Here is a 17,074-nt window from a genome sequence, read left to right as displayed (position 1 = left end):
CTACTATCATGTACGAATCTCTTAAAAACAAAACAACTTTGGTTACAGGAGGAAATACAGGAATTGGCCATGCCACTGCCAAAGCCCTTGTGAAAACTGGAGCAAACGTAGCTATTTCTGATATTGTAGAAAATCAGGAGACAAAGGATTTGGTCAAGAATTCAAATGGAAAAATCATCTTTATTAATTGTGATGTTTCCAATGATCAACAAGTAAAGGAAATGATTAATAAAACCATAGCAACATTTGGCCAATTAGACTATTCCTTTAACAATGCAGGAACAGAAGGGCTAACCGCTCCAACGCATGAATGTAGTTTAGCCAATTGGGAAAAAGTAATCAACACCAACTTAAAGGGAGTATGGTTGTGCATGAAATATGAGATTGAACAAATGATTAAAAAGGGTAAAGGTGCCATCGTGAATAATTCCTCCATAGCCGGTTTGGTAGGTTTTGCTAATATTCCTGCCTATACCGCTTCAAAGCATGGGGTCTTAGGACTAACCAAAACAGCTGCCCTGGAATATGCCAAAGAAGGCATCCGTGTAAATGCGGTTTGCCCAGGAGTGATCAAAACGCCAATGATCGATCGATTTACAGGAAACGATAATAAAGTTTTGAAGGAATTTGAGAATATGGAGCCAGTGGGAAGAATAGGAAAAGCACAAGAAATTGCTGAAGCGGTTTTATGGTTATTATCAGATAAATCATCTTTTGTAACAGGACATGCTATGGCCGTAGATGGAGGTTGGGTAGCACAATAGTTATCGTATAATTATTCTATAAAACCCCTAACCATACGAATCGGATATAATGTGATAATAAATAAACTGACCATGTGAATTTAATTATTAAACCAATTGATAATGGATAAAATTCTTGTTCCGTTTGACTTTTCAACGCCTTCGAAAAATGCCTTTCGATTTGCGGTAGATATAGCCTCCAAAACTGGTGCTGAAATAATCCTTCTTTATGTGTTTTATATTTCTCCAATGAATGAAACCATGTATTTGAAAGGTTTAGGAAGTAATTTGGATTATGATTTTATTCAAGAAATACGCGATTCTATAATGAAAGACTTGGATACTTTTTTGGGTAATGAAGCTAACACTAATGTCAAAACTAAAATCGTCTCCACTAATGGTAAAATAGTCAATACCATTCTGGAAAAAATCAAAGAGCTTAATATTGATTTAGTAATAATGGGTAAATCCGGCATAGATGGCATTGATGAGTTCTTTTTTGGTTCGATCACTAAAAAAACAATACGAAAAAGCACAGTACCTGTAATGGCCATACAAAAGCCTACAGAAGTCACCAAAATCAAACACATTCTTTTACCCTCAAACTTAGAAAAGGGTCAGGAGAATTTCATTACGCACCTGAAAGGCATTCAAGAATTATTTAATGCCAAGCTTCATTTATTGCTAATCAATACTCCAATGCACTTTCAACCTGAAACAGAAGCTTGGAAAGAACTTAAAGAATTTGCAAAACATCACCAACTCACAAATTATGAAAGCCATTTTACGAGCCATTGGACAGAGGAGAAGGGAATACTTGAATTTCAAAAATCCAATAAAACAGATATGATTGCCATGTCCACCCATGGCAGAACGGGTTTTAGCCATGCTTTCTATGGAAGTATCACCGAAGATATTGTAAGTCAAAGTGGTTGCCCAATATGGACCTATTGCCTTAATGAATAAAAAGAAAGCTTATGAAATAAGTCTTCCTAACTACGATAACCCAAATCTGATGATAGAATAATAATTAATATTGGAGTCTAAACAATCTATTTTTTGCTCCAAAATTTTCGTTTTACCTCAGCCCAAAATTTCTTTTCTCGCTGGATCGCCGGCATTTCGTTACCCAATAAGTACCCGTATGGGCTTAACGCTTCGATATGATCAAATACAATTTTCAGGACTCCCATCATGGGAATAAATAGCATCACCCCTGATATTCCCCAAGTCCAGCCCCCAAGGATAATAGCAAGAATTACTGCCAGAGGGTTAAGTTTTATTTTCATCCCTACTACCATAGGTGTAATTAAATTGTTTTCAATTAATTGGATGCCCCATAATAGTAGAAGGGTTAAAACAGGATAGAGCAAAGAATCTGTAGTCAATAGGACATAAATCACTGAAATCAAAGAGGAAAGAAAAACACCGATATAGGGGATTAAATTAAAGATTGCTACAAACAAGGCGAAAAACAAAAAATACTTGACGCCCAAAAAGTAAAAGACAATGCTGGCCATTACAAAAACAATGATTGTTACCAATGATAAACCAATTAAATAATTTTTAATTAGCATACTAGCCTCAACCATCCAAGCTCCTTCGAATAGATTCTTCTTATTTTCATTGAATTGCAATTGCCTTAAGAATTCCATAAAAAACTCTTGATAATAAATAAAAAAGAAAACCAAAACCGGCATAATTCCCAGAGTCATTATTGTCTGGAAAGAATCCATCAAAACAGCACTAATGGATTGTGTATTTATCAAGCTAGAAAGATTCATCCCAAAAGCATCATCACTTATTTGAATATCAAAAATTTGCTCTAGGGCATTTTGCATATTCAAAACATATTGATCCAACTTATTACCAATTGCAGGAGTACTTTTCAATAAGCCGACAAGCTGATTGGTCAAAACAAATAAGATTACCGCTGCAATCAAAGTCGTCATTAAAATACTCGATATTATTGCTACTTGCCTGGGAATTCCTTTTTCCTCTAACCAATCACATACTGGTACAAGGGCAATTGCCAAAAGGGCTGACCAAGCCACTGGAATAAAAATAAAGGAGGCAATTTTCAATACCACAAAAATCAATGTCAGCGTTATCAAAAAATAGCTTATGGATTGTAGTATTGAATTATTAGGGTTCATAGGATCATATTTTATGTTAGTCAATAAACTCCAGTCATACCAAATCTCTGAATGCAATTTTTCTGGGGCATAATTCTTTGGCTTTAAATAAGATAATTAAATCTGTAAAAATGAGGTGGCTGTACCTGAATGTCTTACTTCTATTTAAGAATTGATTGACTTCAATTATAAATCACTCTCAATTGAGCTTTTTTTCTAAATACCTCAGTAGATTTTTCAAATTGCTAGTCTGTCCATAATCCTTTTCAGGGATATCCACTCCTAACTTCTCACTCAAAGCTACAATGAACTGCAAAGCATCATAAGAATCTATATTTAGGGATTCTCTTATATTTTCATCCAAACTTAAACTGCTTGGATCAGTTTCAGGCGCAATCTGTTTCAATAAGTCATAAACGATCTTGAGCAATTCCTCATCTTTCATAATTTATCAGGGTTTTGTAAGTTCTTATCGAGTGCAGACAAAAATCGACTTCCAATCAAGCCATCAGTAGCCCTATGGTCCCCAGCCAATGTTGCATAAATTACTGGTCGAATTCCCATCATTGCATTTTCTGCAAAGGCTTCTTCAAGCACATTTCCCAGACCAATAATCGCTACTTGGGGAGGATAAATAATCCCAAAAACCCGATCGGCCCCACCTTCCCCAAGGTTGGTGAGTGTTATGGTAGCCTCTGATAAATCAGAACTCCGTAATTTGAAGGCCCTTGCTCTAGGAATGATATCATTGATCCATTCCATGATCTCGTCAATACTTTTCAAATCAGCATTTTTTATAGAAGGTACAATGATTCCCCCTCCCCTAAGGGATATCACAAACCCTATATTGATTTCATTTTTTATGATTAGTTCATCCTCCCAAACCCCATTTATGTCAGGTACTTCGTCAATTGCACTGGCTAAAGCTTTAATATAAAGTGCAGCTGGCAACAGTCTTTTTTGCACGCTACGTTCTTCATTATTCTTTCTTAGCCATTCCAAAGCAATACTCAAATCAATCTTCTTTTCTACATAGTAATGTGGAATCTCCCGTTTTGATTTACTCATTGCTGCTGCTACAGCAGCCCTTATTGACCTAAGAGAGGGTATATTGTTTTTCTTTTCAAGATCTTCCCTTAAGGGCTCTATAATTGCTTCTTCCTTAGGAGAGGCTTTTAACACAGCAGCTTCCTCTATTGCTTTTTCAATATCCCTTTTGACAATTTCCCCTTCTGGCCCAGTTCCATTTAGTTGAGAATAATCAATTTTATTGTCAATGGCCATTATTTTTGCCAATGGGGTAATTTTCAAGCGCTTTTCAACAGGAAGAATGACTTGCTTATCTTTTGGCTCCTTTATTTCTGGAAGTGGTCCTGAACCTTCTATATTTTTTTCTTCCCCATCTAATGGCTTTATCAAGGCCAAAACAGTTCCTACGGGGACTTTTTCCCCCTCTTTAACCAACATCTGATCAAGGATCCCATCATCAAAGACTTCAATTTCTATTAATCCTTTTTGGGTATCCACATCTGCAATGATATCACCTTGCTTGAGGAGATCACCAATCTTTTTCCTCCATTCTACCAAGGTGCCCACTTCCATGTCGGCTCCCAAACTAGGCATTTTAAATTCAATCATGACCCATCATTTTTTTTACTGAATCGACAATATCTTGAACCTGGGGAACGGAAGCATCTTCTAGATGCTTTGGATAAGGAATGGGAACTTCCACCCCACAAAGTCTATTTAAAGGAGCATCAAGCTCAAAGAAAGCTTTTTCGCTAATTCTTGCTAAAACCTCCGAAGCTATCCCAACCGATTTCCAAGCATCTTCTACCACTATTGCTCTATGGGTTTTGCTCACTGTGGATAGGATACTTTCTTCATCCAAGGGCCTCAATACCCGTAAATCAAGCACCTCAACCTCAATACCCAAATCAGAGAGTTTTTCTGCCGCTTCCAAGCTTTTATAAACACCATTGCCATAAGTTATTAGGCTTATATCCCTTCCTTCACGCCTAATCTTTGCTTTGCTAATATCCACTGTAAAAGGATCAGATAAAATTTCCCTCTCCATATTCAACATAAAAGTATATTCCAACAAAATCACTGGATCAGGGCTTTTCAGCGCCTCTGCAAGCATTCCTCTGGCATCCTCATGAGTTCCTACTGACAATACAATTAATCCAGGTACATGTGCAAAAAATGGCTCCCAGCTATGGGAATGTTGAGCCGCCAATTGTCTGCCTATACCACAACCTATTCTCATCACTACGGGAACATTAACCTGCCCACCAGACATATGAAGTAAGGTAGCCGCATTATTTACAATTTGGTCCATAGCCAATAGGCTGAAGTTTACCGTCATGATTTCCACAATAGGTTTCATTCCAGCTAGTGAAGCTCCTATTCCTGCCCCTACGAAGCCTGATTCCGACAAAGGGACATCCATAATCCTTTCAGGACCGAACTCATCAAATAATCCTTTGCTAACAGCAAATGCCCCGCCATATCGACCAACATCTTCTCCCATAAGAAAAACATGTTTATCATTGATGAGGGCTTCTCGAACAGCCTGTTTTAAAGCTTCCCGGTAGGTTATTTTTATGGTGTTTTCCTTGTCCATGGATACTATTCTATGGTTTAATATATCATCTTTCCTTAGAGCTTATTATTACCTTCACCATTATTGTTGCTATAAACAAATTTTTCAAGATCCTCAACAGGCTCAAAACTTCCTTTTTCAGCAAAAGAGACAGCCTTTTTGATTTGACTTTCTATATCTCTTTCCATTTCTTCAATTTGTTGATTGGACAGTTGCTTTTTCTGTTTTAATTGGCCTTGGAATTTGGGAATTGGATCTTTTTTCTTCCATTCTTCCACTTCCTTTTTATCGCGGTAGAGCTCCGCGTCAAACATGGAGTGTGCCCTAAAGCGATAAGTATTAAAGACCAGAAAATAGGGCTTCCCATTTTCTTTGATATACTTTACTGCTTCATTAGCTGCTTTTCGAATGGCCATAATATCCATTCCGTCCACTTCTACGGAAGTAATACCATAAGCATCACCTTTTCTCTTTAAATCCTGCATAGCATGGGTATACCTTAATGCTGTCCCCATAGCATAAAGGTTATTCTCACAGACAAATAATACCGGTACTTTCCATAAAGCTGCTAGGTTCATCGCTTCATGAAATTCTCCCTCAGCTGTAGCACCTTCTCCAAAAAAGCAACAAGTTACATTCTTTTTTTTCTGTTTCTTTGAAGCCAATGCCATTCCCACTGACATGGCTAAGTGTCCTCCAACTATGGCACTTCCCCCAAAAAAATGCTTGTCTACATCAAACAGATGCATGGAGCCACCTCTTCCTTTGCTGCATCCATCCAGCTTTCCATACATTTCTGCCATAATGACTCCCGGATCCAATCCTCTCATCAAAGCATGTCCATGTTCCCGGTAGGTACATAAAATATTATCTTCCTCGGCCAAGGCCTGGATGACTCCTACAGCCACAGCCTCTTCTCCAATATATAAATGCAAAAAACCCCTGATCTTTTCTTTTGTATATTGTTCGGCTGCTTTTTCCTCAAACTTTCTAATTAGCATCATTTGGGAGAGTAAAGCTCGCTCTTCTTCTCCTGATGAACTTTTTTTTGGGGAAGGATTACGTTTCATATCTAGAAGGTATCAAGTTAATTATTGGGTTTATATTGACATCGGGATAAGTCTATCAGCTAGGTTCTAAGGTTGAAAGGTCTCCTTCAGGTAATCCCATCTCACGGGCTTTCAAAAGTCTTCTCAAAATTTTCCCACTCCGGGTTTTGGGCAATTGCTGTACAAATGCTATTTCCTTGGGCGCTACAGCTGGCCCTAATTCCTTTCGGGCAAAACCAATAATATCCAGTTTCGTTTCGCTATTCTCCTTTACACCATCTTTCAAAATCACAAAAGCTTTTACCATCTCGCCAATCGATGCTTCAGGCTTACCTATTACCGCTGCTTCTGCCACAGAAGGATGCATCATCAGACAACTTTCCACCTCAAAAGGTCCCACCATATGACCAGAAGTCTTGATAATATCATCAGCACGAGCTACAAACCAGAAATAACCATCTTTGTCAATTTTGGCCAAATCACCTGTAATATACCAATCACCTATAAAGCATTTATTATAACGTTCATGCTCATGTAGATAATCTCTGAACATAGAGGGAAAACCTTTTTTCAAAACCAAATGCCCTTGGGCTTCAGGCCCCATAATCAATTCAATGTTATCTCCATCAATCTCCGCCACTGCAGCCTCTATCCCGGGCAAAGGCTTCCCCATGGATCCTGGTCTTACTTCCATGCTTCGGTAATTGGCAATCATAATGCCCCCAGTTTCCGTTTGCCACCAATTATCCAAAACGGGCACACCAAATGCCTGTTGGGCCCATACCACCTCAGCCGCATGCAACGGTTCTCCAACACTAAGCACTAGACGTAAATTACTCAAGTCAAATTCCTTTTTGGGATCCATTTCGGTCCTCATCAATCGCCTGATGGCCGTGGGAGCAGTATACCAAATATTCACTTTCTCCTGTTCGAGGATTTGATACCATCTCATAGCATCAAACTCCTGCTCATCCACAATACTGGTAACCCCGTTCACCAAAGGCGAAATAATCCCATAAGATGTTCCAGTTACCCAACCTGGGTCTGCTGTGCACCAAAACACATCACTTTTATGAAAATCCAATACCAGCCTTCCAGTTAAATAATGTGTGTAAACTGCTTTATGTACATGTAGAGCACCTTTGGGCATACCAGTAGTTCCGCTGGTAAAATGAAGGAGCGCAGGATCTTCAGGAGAGGTAAATGGAATACTAAATGAGGATGAAGCTCTTTTCATCCATCGATCAAAGGATAATACCTTTTCTGACAAATCTTCTTCCAAGTCTATCAATAAAATGTATCTGAGATGAGGTAATCGATCGATGAGTTTTTCAACCTTTTTTTCATAAAACGACTTAGTCGTCACCAATAAGGAAGCCTCTCCTTTTGAAAGTCTCTGGAAAATTGGTTCTGGACCGAATACAGAGAACAATGGACAAAAAATAGCACCTCTTTTTAAGGTGCCCAAAGCTGTAATGTATAGCTCTTGAACCCTTCCCAAAAGCGAACAAACCGTTTCTCCTTTTTTGACGTCCACGTTTTCCAAAACATTGGCAAATTTGGATGTCTCCACTTTTAGCGAAGCATAGGTAAGATCTTGTCTTGTGTGGTCCTTTCGGATCACTCTAATGGATATGGCATCTCTTAACGGGCTATCAGCGTGTCTATCCACTGCTTCATTTGCAATATTCAGCCCTATATCAGGAGAAAGCTTTCCAAAACATTGGCTTTCATCTTCCCAATCAAAGGAGTTATACTTTTCAATGTAATCTTTTAGATTAGGACTTAACATGGGGATTTAACAAATAATTTTCAGATCACAGTAAAACCATCAACTGATGCTTTATTTATTGATTATAGAATACAAATTATAAAACATGCATAGAACAGATGATGACACAAATCATCCAAATAAGAAATTTTGATTGCTGTTGGCTTGCTTTTACATATAGTAAATGCAAAAAATCAAGTCTGTCCTAGATAAGAGATTCCTTGTTCTAAAAAATAAATACTAAAAACCCCAAGGATAAGTGTCTGGTATTTGATGCCCATCAGGTCTAATATGTAAAGGATTTAAGGCCTTGGTCGTATTGATGTATATAAACAGATCATAACGTTGAGGAATAATACTCAAAACATAATTACCAATATATTCTTTCTCAGGATGATAAATCACGCCAATTGCCCGGTGAGCTATCGGCCAATCAAAGTTAGAATCTTCCCTCCATTGGTCTAAAAATATTATTTTATTTTCTACACCGGCTTTATTCAGCAAGAATTCCCAACTTCCTTCTATCCCCTTAGGAACAATCATTTTATGCATTGCTTCTCCCCAACTACGACTAGCAATAACTGCTCCTTGGTAAGAACCAAAGCCTAATTTAATCACACCCTTTCCTTTATATTGGGAACTTAATAATTGGCCTACATTTATCATACCATGCTTGGTCATATTAGTGGCCCTAGCATCACCGATATGAGTATTATGTTCCCAAACAATGGCTTTGGCTTGTTCACCATGGAAATCCATCAATCGGTTCAATGTATCTACCATATGCATGTCCCGAATATTCCATGAACGTGGTCCACCTTTAATCATTTCCCTATAATAATTCTCTGCATGAAGGGCTACAAGCGCATTTTGTTCAGTACTAAAAACAGTTTCCACATCCGTATTATAATTACTTATATTAGTACGGATATCCCTAAGTAAATCAACTACTTCCTTTTCACAGTTTTTTGGAACAAATTGAGTGGACCTGGCATAATCGATCCCCTCAAAACTATAGGGTTCAAAGCATTCAACGGCTTTTAAAGCGGTCAGGTAGGCTTTTGGATCCGATTTTTCAAGATAATTAAGAATAGCCTCAATTGATTCCCCCAGACTGTACACATCTAATCCGTAAAAGCCAACTTTTTTTTCAATGGGAAGCCCTTCATTGTGTTTTTTCATCCACTCTGCCAAAGCCACTACTTCCCAATTTGCCCACATCCATGTTGGCCATCTATTGAAATTATTTAAAACTTCATACGCACTTTTACCTGAATCTGAATATCCTTTGACATATCTGTTAAGCCTATAACAATCAGGCCAGTCACCTTCAACTCCAATAAATGAGTATCCTTTTTCAATAATCAAACGTTTACTGATTGCTGTACGCCAAGTATAATATTCATGGGTGCCATGCGATGCTTCCCCCAATAATACAAAATGCGCATCCCCTCCTTTCTGGATCAATTGGTCCAAATCTCGGGAGCTATTCAAATCATGAGCTTCCGCTTTTATTTTATTTAGGATATGACTTTCAAAAGCCTCCTCCCCTGGAATCAACATACTGATACTATTTTATTGATGCCTTACTCTAGAGCATCCCTAACTACCTTTCCATCCTATAAAAGGATGCTTTTCACTTAAAGTGTCCCCTCATTCTACAACAAGTAGGACCCCAGATCAAAATCCAAGCCCGGAACATCTGGGTAACCATATTGCTCTTCCAAATGAACATTTTCTAAAACAGGACTTTTATATATTACTTTACCATTTTTAGAAAAAGTAAAATAAATATCAGGATGTCTTTCAAAAGGCGAATCAAGGGATGTATAATTCTTTTTATTTATTAACAATTTGGCCACTCCGTGATCATCAAGATCCGATTCTCCTAGTAAATCATCCTTGATCAAATCCTTATCATAGAATTTCACTTTGTACTCCTTTCCAAACAAAGGATCATTTGTACCCTTTGTGAGTAATTTGACATGTATTCTGACCATTTCATCCATATATAAAGATACCTATGTGGGCAAATTTAATTGATGATCAAAATCATCCCCACTAAACAATTCTTATTATACCTTAAGTAATGAGCTAGGCTTATCTTTATAGTATGTTCAACTTATGTTCTTTGCATCAGCAAGAGCAAAAATACATTAATCATGAAAAGCATTAACAACCTAGAAGAACTGTTCTTTGAGCAATTAAAAGAACAATATCATGCTACCAGAGAACAATTGCAGGCCTATCCAAAATTGAGAGGTAAGACAAGTAATAATAGCTTGCAGGAAGCCATAGATTTTCATATTGGCCATGCAAGAAATCAAATGGAACGCATAGATCACATTTTCAATTCTTTGAATAGAAATAGGCACGGCGAAGAAAATTTAGCCGTAAAAGGGCTTATTCAAGAAGCTATTGAATTGGCAAAAAGATGTACGGATCCTTCAGCCAGGGATGCGGGAATAATAGCCTCTATCCAACACTATAACCATTATAATATCGCTAGCTATGGTATCCTTACCACCTATGCCAAGGAATTGAATTTTAATGATGCCAAAAAAGCGCTTCACTTAAGTTTGCAGGAAGAAAAGACTGTTGACCAACACCTTAGTGCTCTTGCCGAAAAAGTGGTCAACTTGAATGCCATTCATTAAAACTGAGAAATGGATGGCAAAAAATCAGGATTATATACCTCATTGGTTGAAGTATATCTTAGAAAGCTTAATGATTGGTTGGAGGTATTTGGAAGCTTACCACACAAGTACTTTTCCTCCCTTAACATTCTTATGCTTCAAATCCCATATTGCCTCATTGGCCCTTTCAAAGGGATATTTCTGTACCACTGATTTCAAAGAAACCCTGCCAGCAAATTCAAGAAATTTCTTTACATCATTATGGGTAATATTGGCCACAGACTTAATTTCTTTTTCCATCCAAAGGTGCTTTTCGTATACAATGCCCTGTAGGGCAGATTGATCCATATGCTCTTTTCTGATTGCATTGATTACTAGCCTCCCCCCAGGCTTAAGGTACAATAATGACTGAACCATGGTCTTCCAAACGGGGGTAGTATCAATCATGGCATTCAGCAAAAAAGGAGGATTGTCCTCAATTTCTCCAGCCCATTTTGCCCCAATTGATTTTGCAAAATTCTGTTCTTCTAAGTTCCTAGTAAAAACCAGCACTTCAGTATCTGGCATTAATTTTTTGACCATTTTCAATACTAAATGTCCAGAAGCACCAAATCCCATCAACCCTAATGTCTGCCCATTTTCTAGGCCTGTCAAATAAAGTGAACGATAGCCAATAGCTCCTGCACACATTAATGGTGCCGCTTCTTCATCTGAAAATACATCAGGGATCAAATAAGCTGATTCTGCAGGAACATGCATAAATTCAGCATAACCACCATTTTCATCTCTTCCGGTTCCTTTAAATGCTGGACATAAATTTTCCAAACCTGATTTGCAATACTCACAAATACCGCATGATGAAAATATCCATGCCACACCTACCCGGTCTCCGGGTTTAAAGGCATTAACTTTATTACCACATTTTTCGATTATTCCTACTACCTCATGTCCTGGAACCATTGGTAAATGCGAGGGAGGAGTCCTACCTTCTATTTCGTCCAATTCAGTGTGGCACACTCCACAGCAGGAAACCTTAATCAATATTTCATCATCATTAATTGTTGGCTTAGGAAGATCTACTTCCTTGAGCGAATTCCTTTCACTATTCAAATCAACTGTTTCCGTAATTACAAAAGCCTTCATAAAAATTACCGTTAAATTGATTTATTCTACTTAGCCATCGCGTAGTTTCCAATGAGCTCTCCAAAAGCAATAATATGGCCCTTCATAGCCTCATTGATCTCATTTAAACTCGCACCTTCTGCTAACCCTAGCAATTTATCCAAGGCATATACCTTAAAAAAATAACGATGAATCCCAGAAGGGGGACAAGGACCACCATAGTTTATTCTATTGAAATCATTCATTCCTTGAATTCCAGGAATGATATCTTCTTCAATCGATTCCTTAGGGACGACATCCCAAACCAACCAATGAAGCCATGTTTTATTGGGAGCGTCTGGATCATCCACTTTAATAACAAGGCTTTTTGCCTCATATGGTATTTTCCCAATATGAATAGGAGGATTGATATCCATCCCTTGACAAGTATATTTGGCAGGAATGACTTGTCCTGCCTTGAACACAGGACTGCTAATCTCAAGTGATTTCATAGCATTATCCTTTGATCTTATGATGTCCAATAAAAATTATTTTTTAGGAAACCATTTTTTGGGTAGGCTCCACATTACTACTTAATCGCTTTTTCAATAAAACCAAAAAGCTCATCATGATAGGAATAGATCTGCTTGTTCACTGATTCCATTTCCTCCATTAAGTCTTGATGTTCTATTTCGTACTCCCTATTTAGCTCTTCTATCTTTTTTACCATATTAAATAATCGCTTATCATGTGACCTTACTTTTGACTTAAAGGTTTCCAAAAGCTCTCCATTATAAAATATGATAAGATTCTGAAAATGATCGATTTTCTGCTTATCCCCAACAGATGTGAAACTTCCTGAATATCGGTCAAGTAATTTCTGAAAGAAATCCATCTCTTTTTTCCAAAATGAAATAGCCGACAACCACTCAGCAGTACTCCTGTGCTTTGCTCTCAAAGAACTTTCATTTAGCTCTCCATTTGCTATGGTCTTTGTAGTTTCCATTCCTTTTTTATTTAAACTTAACAAGTCAATATATCTTCATAAATGATTGACATCATCAATAAGCAACATATATATCGTTGTAGGATAATAATGAGCTTAAATCACATCCATCTTGGTGCTATTTTCAAGATATCCATAATTAGCCTCTTGGTTTTCCAAAGTGGAAAAGGATTATAACTTTTAATTAAAACGGCATTATTTTATCCCAATAAATGATCTCCTTTCATATCCATCAAACTTTTTTCGGTCAATTTGAATATATCTTTTTTTAATAAGCGGACTTCTTTGACCAGTTCCTTCTCCATAATTTTCAATTCCAAATGATCTTCAATAATCTCTTGAGAAGGTTTTTCCTTATTGGATTTTATTTGCTCACTTATATCGCTCATATGCTTTTTCAACCGTTTACTTAAGCTCAACTGGCGTTTCTCCAATGTGGACAAGGTTTCTACATAATAGCGATTTTTGGAAATAAACTTTGGTGCGTTCAACCAGATGAAATATTTGTTAATTAATATTTTAAAGAAGTTAAACTCGTCTGCAAGAAACTCTATATCAGACATAAAGAGATGTACATCATCATATAGTTTCTCCCAATTTCTTTCTGCTTCATCTTTAATGTTTGAAGCTGATAATTTATTAAATTCATTCTCCTTTTTCATGGCCTTTTTTTCTCTTAATCTCCTATTAATTGACAACTTATTGAATGATAACCATCATCTAAAAGCAATATATTGCTCACAAAGGACTATTAGTTTTGAAAGATTTAAACCAGGCACAAATTACAAGTACTATAAATTTGTTATGCACAAATGTTCTTCAAAACAAGTCTCGTTTATCCAGATCATTTCTTAGGGCTTCAAAACCAGAGATGAGGTCAAATAATTCATTGTCAGTAACTTCTTGCCGCTTTTGATAATAAAGTTCTTGGAGATTTTCCAAAAACTCACGGATGTTTTTCTCGACTCTCTGCATTGAAGCTAAACGACTGGTATTTTCACTAGTGAGAGAACTTGCGCAAGCCCTATATAGAGAAACAAATAGGTATTCCCTTACCAACAGCCCAAGGGTCTTTTCCCTATCCCCCATAATTTCCGGTATTCTATTGCTTGGCCAGGTATTTTTTTCAAGATTTTCTAACCACTCCTTGTCCAAAGGAAGTAACTGCTCTTGATAGGGCTGAAATAAAAAATTTTTCATTACTGGCTGGTTGTAAAAAATATATATGGTACTCAAAGGGATAGTATCCAATATTTCAGTCACCAAGGAAGTGATTCCATGGACAGAAGTAGGTAATTCCAATACTCCCTCTATATTCAAATGACGATCGGTCAAATGACCTGCAATCCTATCTCCAACAGCCCATATCTTAGTTTTATCCAATGGGAAATCATTAAAAAACCTGAGTACTTTTTCAGCAATCACTTCATTGAATCTCCCCACTAAACCCTGGTCAGAACCAAAAACCAAAACCTGTACAGATTTACTTTTTATAAAATCACCATCTTGAAAATTGAATTGATGAACATCCCTAAGGCTTATGGATAACCCCAGTTGAACGGTTCTATAATAATCCGTTAAAGCCTCCATAGCCAGCTCATATTGATTAATATTGGTGGAGGCCAAAGCCTTCATGGATCGGACCAAAGTAAAGATTTCCTCTCCTTTATTGATCTTATTTGCTATGACTTCCAAATATTCACTCATGATTTACCTATTCGATATAGAATCTTTTAAGCCACATGTCAGCCAACTCCGCAAGGGTTTCCCTATCTTTTTCTGAGAAGGTTTCAGATGAATTCATTCTGTCCAATAGATCTTCTGGGAGCAGTCTAGCCGCTTTCCGAAGGATTTTCTCAGTTTGTTTTAACTTTTCCAAAGGAATCTTATCCAAAAGGCCATCAGATAAGGCAGTTAATATTATTATCTGTTCTGGAAGTGATACAGGGTCAAATTCCATCTGAAACAGAAATTCCTGAATCCTTTGCCCATGGGCTATATATTTTTTGGTCTGGTCATCCATTCGGGTACCAAAACGCATAAAGACTTCCAATTCTTTATACTGGATATAAGCTAACTTAAGCGGGGAAGCCAGCCCTCTATAGGCTGGTCTTTGGGCCTTATCTCCTACCCTAGAGACAGATTTTTCTACTTCCACTGCAGGTAACATCCCTTGTTCAAACAGCTTTGGAGAAAGGTAAATTTGACCATCTGTAATACTAATAAGATTTGTAGGGATATAAGCCGCAAGGTTCTGCCCTTCTGTTTCTATAATCGGTAAGGCCGTCAATGATCCACCGCCCCTTTCATTATTCAGCTGGGTACCTCTTTCCAAAAGCCGGGCATGGATGTAAAAAATATCACCCGGAAATGCCTCCCTTCCAGGCGGCCTTCGAAGCAACAATGATATTTCCCTATAGGCCCTGGCATGGTGTGTCAAATCATCATATACGATAAGAACATCCTTACCCATTTCCATAAAGTACTCCCCGATACTAGTAGCTGCATATGGAGCTAAGTAAATCAAGCCTGGCGGATCATTTCCTTGGCTAATCATTACAATGGTATAGTCCATTGCCTGATGAGCATCCAGAACAGCCAAAGTTTTGGTTACCGAAGCAGCCTGCTGACCTATGGCACAATATATACAGATGACTTCCTTGTCTTTTTGATTTAAGATGGTATTAACGGCTATAGCCGTTTTTCCAGTTTGTCGATCACCCAGTATTAATTCCCGCTGCCCTCTACCCACTGGAATAAAAGCATCAATCACCTTGATCCCTGTTTGCAAAGGCCTACTTACTGGAGCTCGGTCAGTAATCGGAGGTGAAGGTCTCTCCACAGGTGATCGTGAACTTTGCTCCAATAAACCTTTATTGTCCAATGCAAAGCCAAGCGGATCAATAACCCTTCCAAGCAAAGCCGATCCCACAGGAATATCTACAACCTTTCCTGTTCTTTCCACTTTATCCCCAACCTGCAAATTCTTAATTTCACCCAATAGGACTACGCCTATGGCATCTGGATCAAGGTTAAATGCCATCCCATAAAGCCCCCCTTGAAATTTCAACAATTCCTCATTTCCAGTGCCGGGTAACCCATCCACTAATACTACACCTTGGTATATAGCCTTTACCTTACCTATTTCTTTGCTACTAACACCCGGAGCATATTCAGATCTGACTTTCTCCAAATCCCTGAACAGTGGATCAAATAGGTTTTCCATGGTCTTGGTCTTTAGATTCTAATTTCCCTGATTTACCCAAAATACTGTTATTCAAGGTATCCTGGACCTTATCTTCCCATCTTTCCAAGTATTCCATCAAGTTCCAGCTATATTGATAGTTTTGGGTTTTAAGTGTAAAACCACTTATGTTTTCTGAAGAGGTTTCAAATCTCAAATTCACGGAACGCCCTACTAATGCTTCCAATTTTTCTTTAAAACTTTCCTGAAGACTATCTGGAAGCACAAAGCTGCTTTGAAGTATTATTGGACCGGAAGCAGACTTTAGACCTTCAAAAAGTTGTCCATCCACTTGTTGCTTCTTATCGCCAATACGATCTAAAAAGACATCAGCCATTAGTGCTTCCAATTTGACATTGGCCAATTCACCCAATAGTTTTTTGCACATAAGGAAAATTTCCCGAACCATTTTTTTATAGATTTCATCTTGAAGCCCTCTCTGTTCCCTGTCCAATGAATCCTTCAACCTTTCACTCAATATTTTTACTTCTTCCTTGGCAAGTTTTATGAGCTCCTCCTTTTTCTTCCTTGCCTCATCCTCAACTACTTGGAGCATTTTCTGCTTTTCCTGCTCAAATTCTGCGTTTTTTTTCTGATAGCTTTTTAGCTCACTATTGGCTTCATATAATACCTTTTCTGATTTTTCTAGTTCCTGTCTGATTTTTTCCTCCCTATCATGTACCGCCTTGAGTATAGGTCGGTAGAGGAAACGCTTTAATAGCAAGACCAAGACCAGAAAATTTATTACCTGCGCCAATATGGTAAACCAATCTATCAGCATGAC

18 protein-coding genes are annotated in these 17,074 nt (G+C 37.8%); 3 read left to right on the top strand and 15 right to left on the bottom strand.

The genetic code is table 11. The features are described from left to right. The first annotated feature begins 8 nt into the window (after positions 1-8). Both KMW37_RS12720 and KMW37_RS12715 read left to right on the top strand, forming a co-directional pair. Entirely contained in the window at positions 9-764 is a 756-nt protein-coding gene (locus tag KMW37_RS12720) for an SDR family oxidoreductase (RefSeq protein ID WP_215225008.1), read from the top strand. Between the two features lie 102 nt (positions 765-866). Beyond that, positions 867-1,709, top strand: a complete 843-nt coding sequence (locus KMW37_RS12715) for a universal stress protein (protein WP_215225007.1) — start codon at positions 867-869, stop codon at positions 1,707-1,709. 86 nt (positions 1,710-1,795) lie between these two features. On the opposite strand, the gene KMW37_RS12710 is transcribed toward KMW37_RS12715, so the two are convergent. The 8 genes from KMW37_RS12710 to KMW37_RS12675 form a co-directional block, all read right to left on the bottom strand. Then, positions 1,796-2,899: an AI-2E family transporter gene (locus KMW37_RS12710; RefSeq protein WP_215225006.1), complete on the bottom strand. Its 1,104-nt coding sequence runs from the start codon at positions 2,897-2,899 to the stop codon at positions 1,796-1,798. A 178-nt stretch (positions 2,900-3,077) separates the two neighbouring features. Beyond that, positions 3,078-3,323 carry an acyl carrier protein gene (locus KMW37_RS12705; protein ID WP_215225005.1) on the bottom strand — a complete coding sequence of 82 codons (246 nt, stop codon included), beginning with the start codon at positions 3,321-3,323 and terminating at the stop codon, positions 3,078-3,080. Further along, the gene (locus KMW37_RS12700) at positions 3,320-4,516 is read right to left on the bottom strand and encodes a dihydrolipoamide acetyltransferase family protein (protein ID WP_215225004.1); all 1,197 of its coding nucleotides are present in this window, start codon (positions 4,514-4,516) and stop codon (positions 3,320-3,322) included. The genes KMW37_RS12705 and KMW37_RS12700 overlap by 4 nt, the downstream gene beginning before the upstream one ends. Then, the gene (locus tag KMW37_RS12695; protein ID WP_215225003.1) at positions 4,509-5,504 is read right to left on the bottom strand and encodes an alpha-ketoacid dehydrogenase subunit beta; all 996 of its coding nucleotides are present in this window, start codon (positions 5,502-5,504) and stop codon (positions 4,509-4,511) included. The genes KMW37_RS12700 and KMW37_RS12695 overlap by 8 nt, the downstream gene beginning before the upstream one ends. Before the next feature lie 35 nt (positions 5,505-5,539). Continuing rightward, positions 5,540-6,553, bottom strand: a complete 1,014-nt coding sequence (gene pdhA / locus KMW37_RS12690) for a pyruvate dehydrogenase (acetyl-transferring) E1 component subunit alpha (protein ID WP_215225002.1) — start codon at positions 6,551-6,553, stop codon at positions 5,540-5,542. Positions 6,554-6,608: 55 nt separating this feature from the next. Continuing rightward, entirely contained in the window at positions 6,609-8,324 is a 1,716-nt protein-coding gene (acsA, locus tag KMW37_RS12685; protein WP_215225001.1) for an acetate--CoA ligase, read from the bottom strand. Between the two features lie 219 nt (positions 8,325-8,543). Continuing rightward, a complete protein-coding gene (locus KMW37_RS12680; protein ID WP_215225000.1) occupies positions 8,544-9,866 on the bottom strand; it encodes an erythromycin esterase family protein in 1,323 nt (440 codons plus the stop codon). Positions 9,867-9,961: 95 nt separating this feature from the next. Next, positions 9,962-10,303 (bottom strand): hypothetical protein, encoded by a 342-nt coding sequence (locus KMW37_RS12675; protein WP_215224999.1) that lies wholly within the window; start codon positions 10,301-10,303, stop codon positions 9,962-9,964. Positions 10,304-10,465: 162 nt separating this feature from the next. Between KMW37_RS12675 and KMW37_RS12670 the strand changes: the two genes are divergently transcribed. Beyond that, complete coding sequence (locus tag KMW37_RS12670; protein ID WP_215224998.1) at positions 10,466-10,960, top strand: YciE/YciF ferroxidase family protein; 495 nt, start codon at positions 10,466-10,468, stop codon at positions 10,958-10,960. 96 nt (positions 10,961-11,056) lie between these two features. Here KMW37_RS12670 and KMW37_RS12665 read toward each other — a convergent pair whose 3' ends face one another. The 7 genes from KMW37_RS12665 to KMW37_RS12635 form a co-directional block, all read right to left on the bottom strand. Then, entirely contained in the window at positions 11,057-12,082 is a 1,026-nt protein-coding gene (locus KMW37_RS12665; RefSeq protein ID WP_215224997.1) for a zinc-dependent alcohol dehydrogenase family protein, read from the bottom strand. A gap of 26 nt (positions 12,083-12,108) precedes the next feature. Further along, positions 12,109-12,552 (bottom strand): YbhB/YbcL family Raf kinase inhibitor-like protein, encoded by a 444-nt coding sequence (locus tag KMW37_RS12660; protein ID WP_215224996.1) that lies wholly within the window; start codon positions 12,550-12,552, stop codon positions 12,109-12,111. A 77-nt stretch (positions 12,553-12,629) separates the two neighbouring features. Next, complete coding sequence (locus tag KMW37_RS12655) at positions 12,630-13,046, bottom strand: hypothetical protein (protein ID WP_215224995.1); 417 nt, start codon at positions 13,044-13,046, stop codon at positions 12,630-12,632. A 200-nt stretch (positions 13,047-13,246) separates the two neighbouring features. Further along, the gene (locus KMW37_RS12650) at positions 13,247-13,708 is read right to left on the bottom strand and encodes a hypothetical protein (RefSeq protein ID WP_215224994.1); all 462 of its coding nucleotides are present in this window, start codon (positions 13,706-13,708) and stop codon (positions 13,247-13,249) included. Between the two features lie 157 nt (positions 13,709-13,865). Continuing rightward, a complete protein-coding gene (locus tag KMW37_RS12645; RefSeq protein ID WP_215224993.1) occupies positions 13,866-14,753 on the bottom strand; it encodes a F0F1 ATP synthase subunit gamma in 888 nt (295 codons plus the stop codon). A gap of 7 nt (positions 14,754-14,760) precedes the next feature. Then, on the bottom strand, positions 14,761-16,272 hold the full coding sequence (locus KMW37_RS12640) for an alternate F1F0 ATPase, F1 subunit alpha (RefSeq protein ID WP_215224992.1): 1,512 nt from the start codon (positions 16,270-16,272) through the stop codon (positions 14,761-14,763). Further along, positions 16,256-17,071, bottom strand: coding sequence for a F0F1 ATP synthase subunit B family protein (locus KMW37_RS12635; RefSeq protein WP_215224991.1), 816 nt, complete (start codon positions 17,069-17,071; stop codon positions 16,256-16,258). Before KMW37_RS12635 ends, KMW37_RS12640 begins: the two co-directional genes overlap by 17 nt. Positions 17,072-17,074 lie beyond the last annotated feature (3 nt).

The sequence above is a fragment of the Echinicola shivajiensis genome (assembly GCF_018642165.1).
Taxonomy (GTDB): Bacteria; Bacteroidota; Bacteroidia; order Cytophagales; family Cyclobacteriaceae; genus Echinicola; species Echinicola shivajiensis.
The sequence above is the reverse complement of the archived record's forward strand: the minus strand, read 5'-3'. Positions and strand labels throughout refer to the sequence as shown.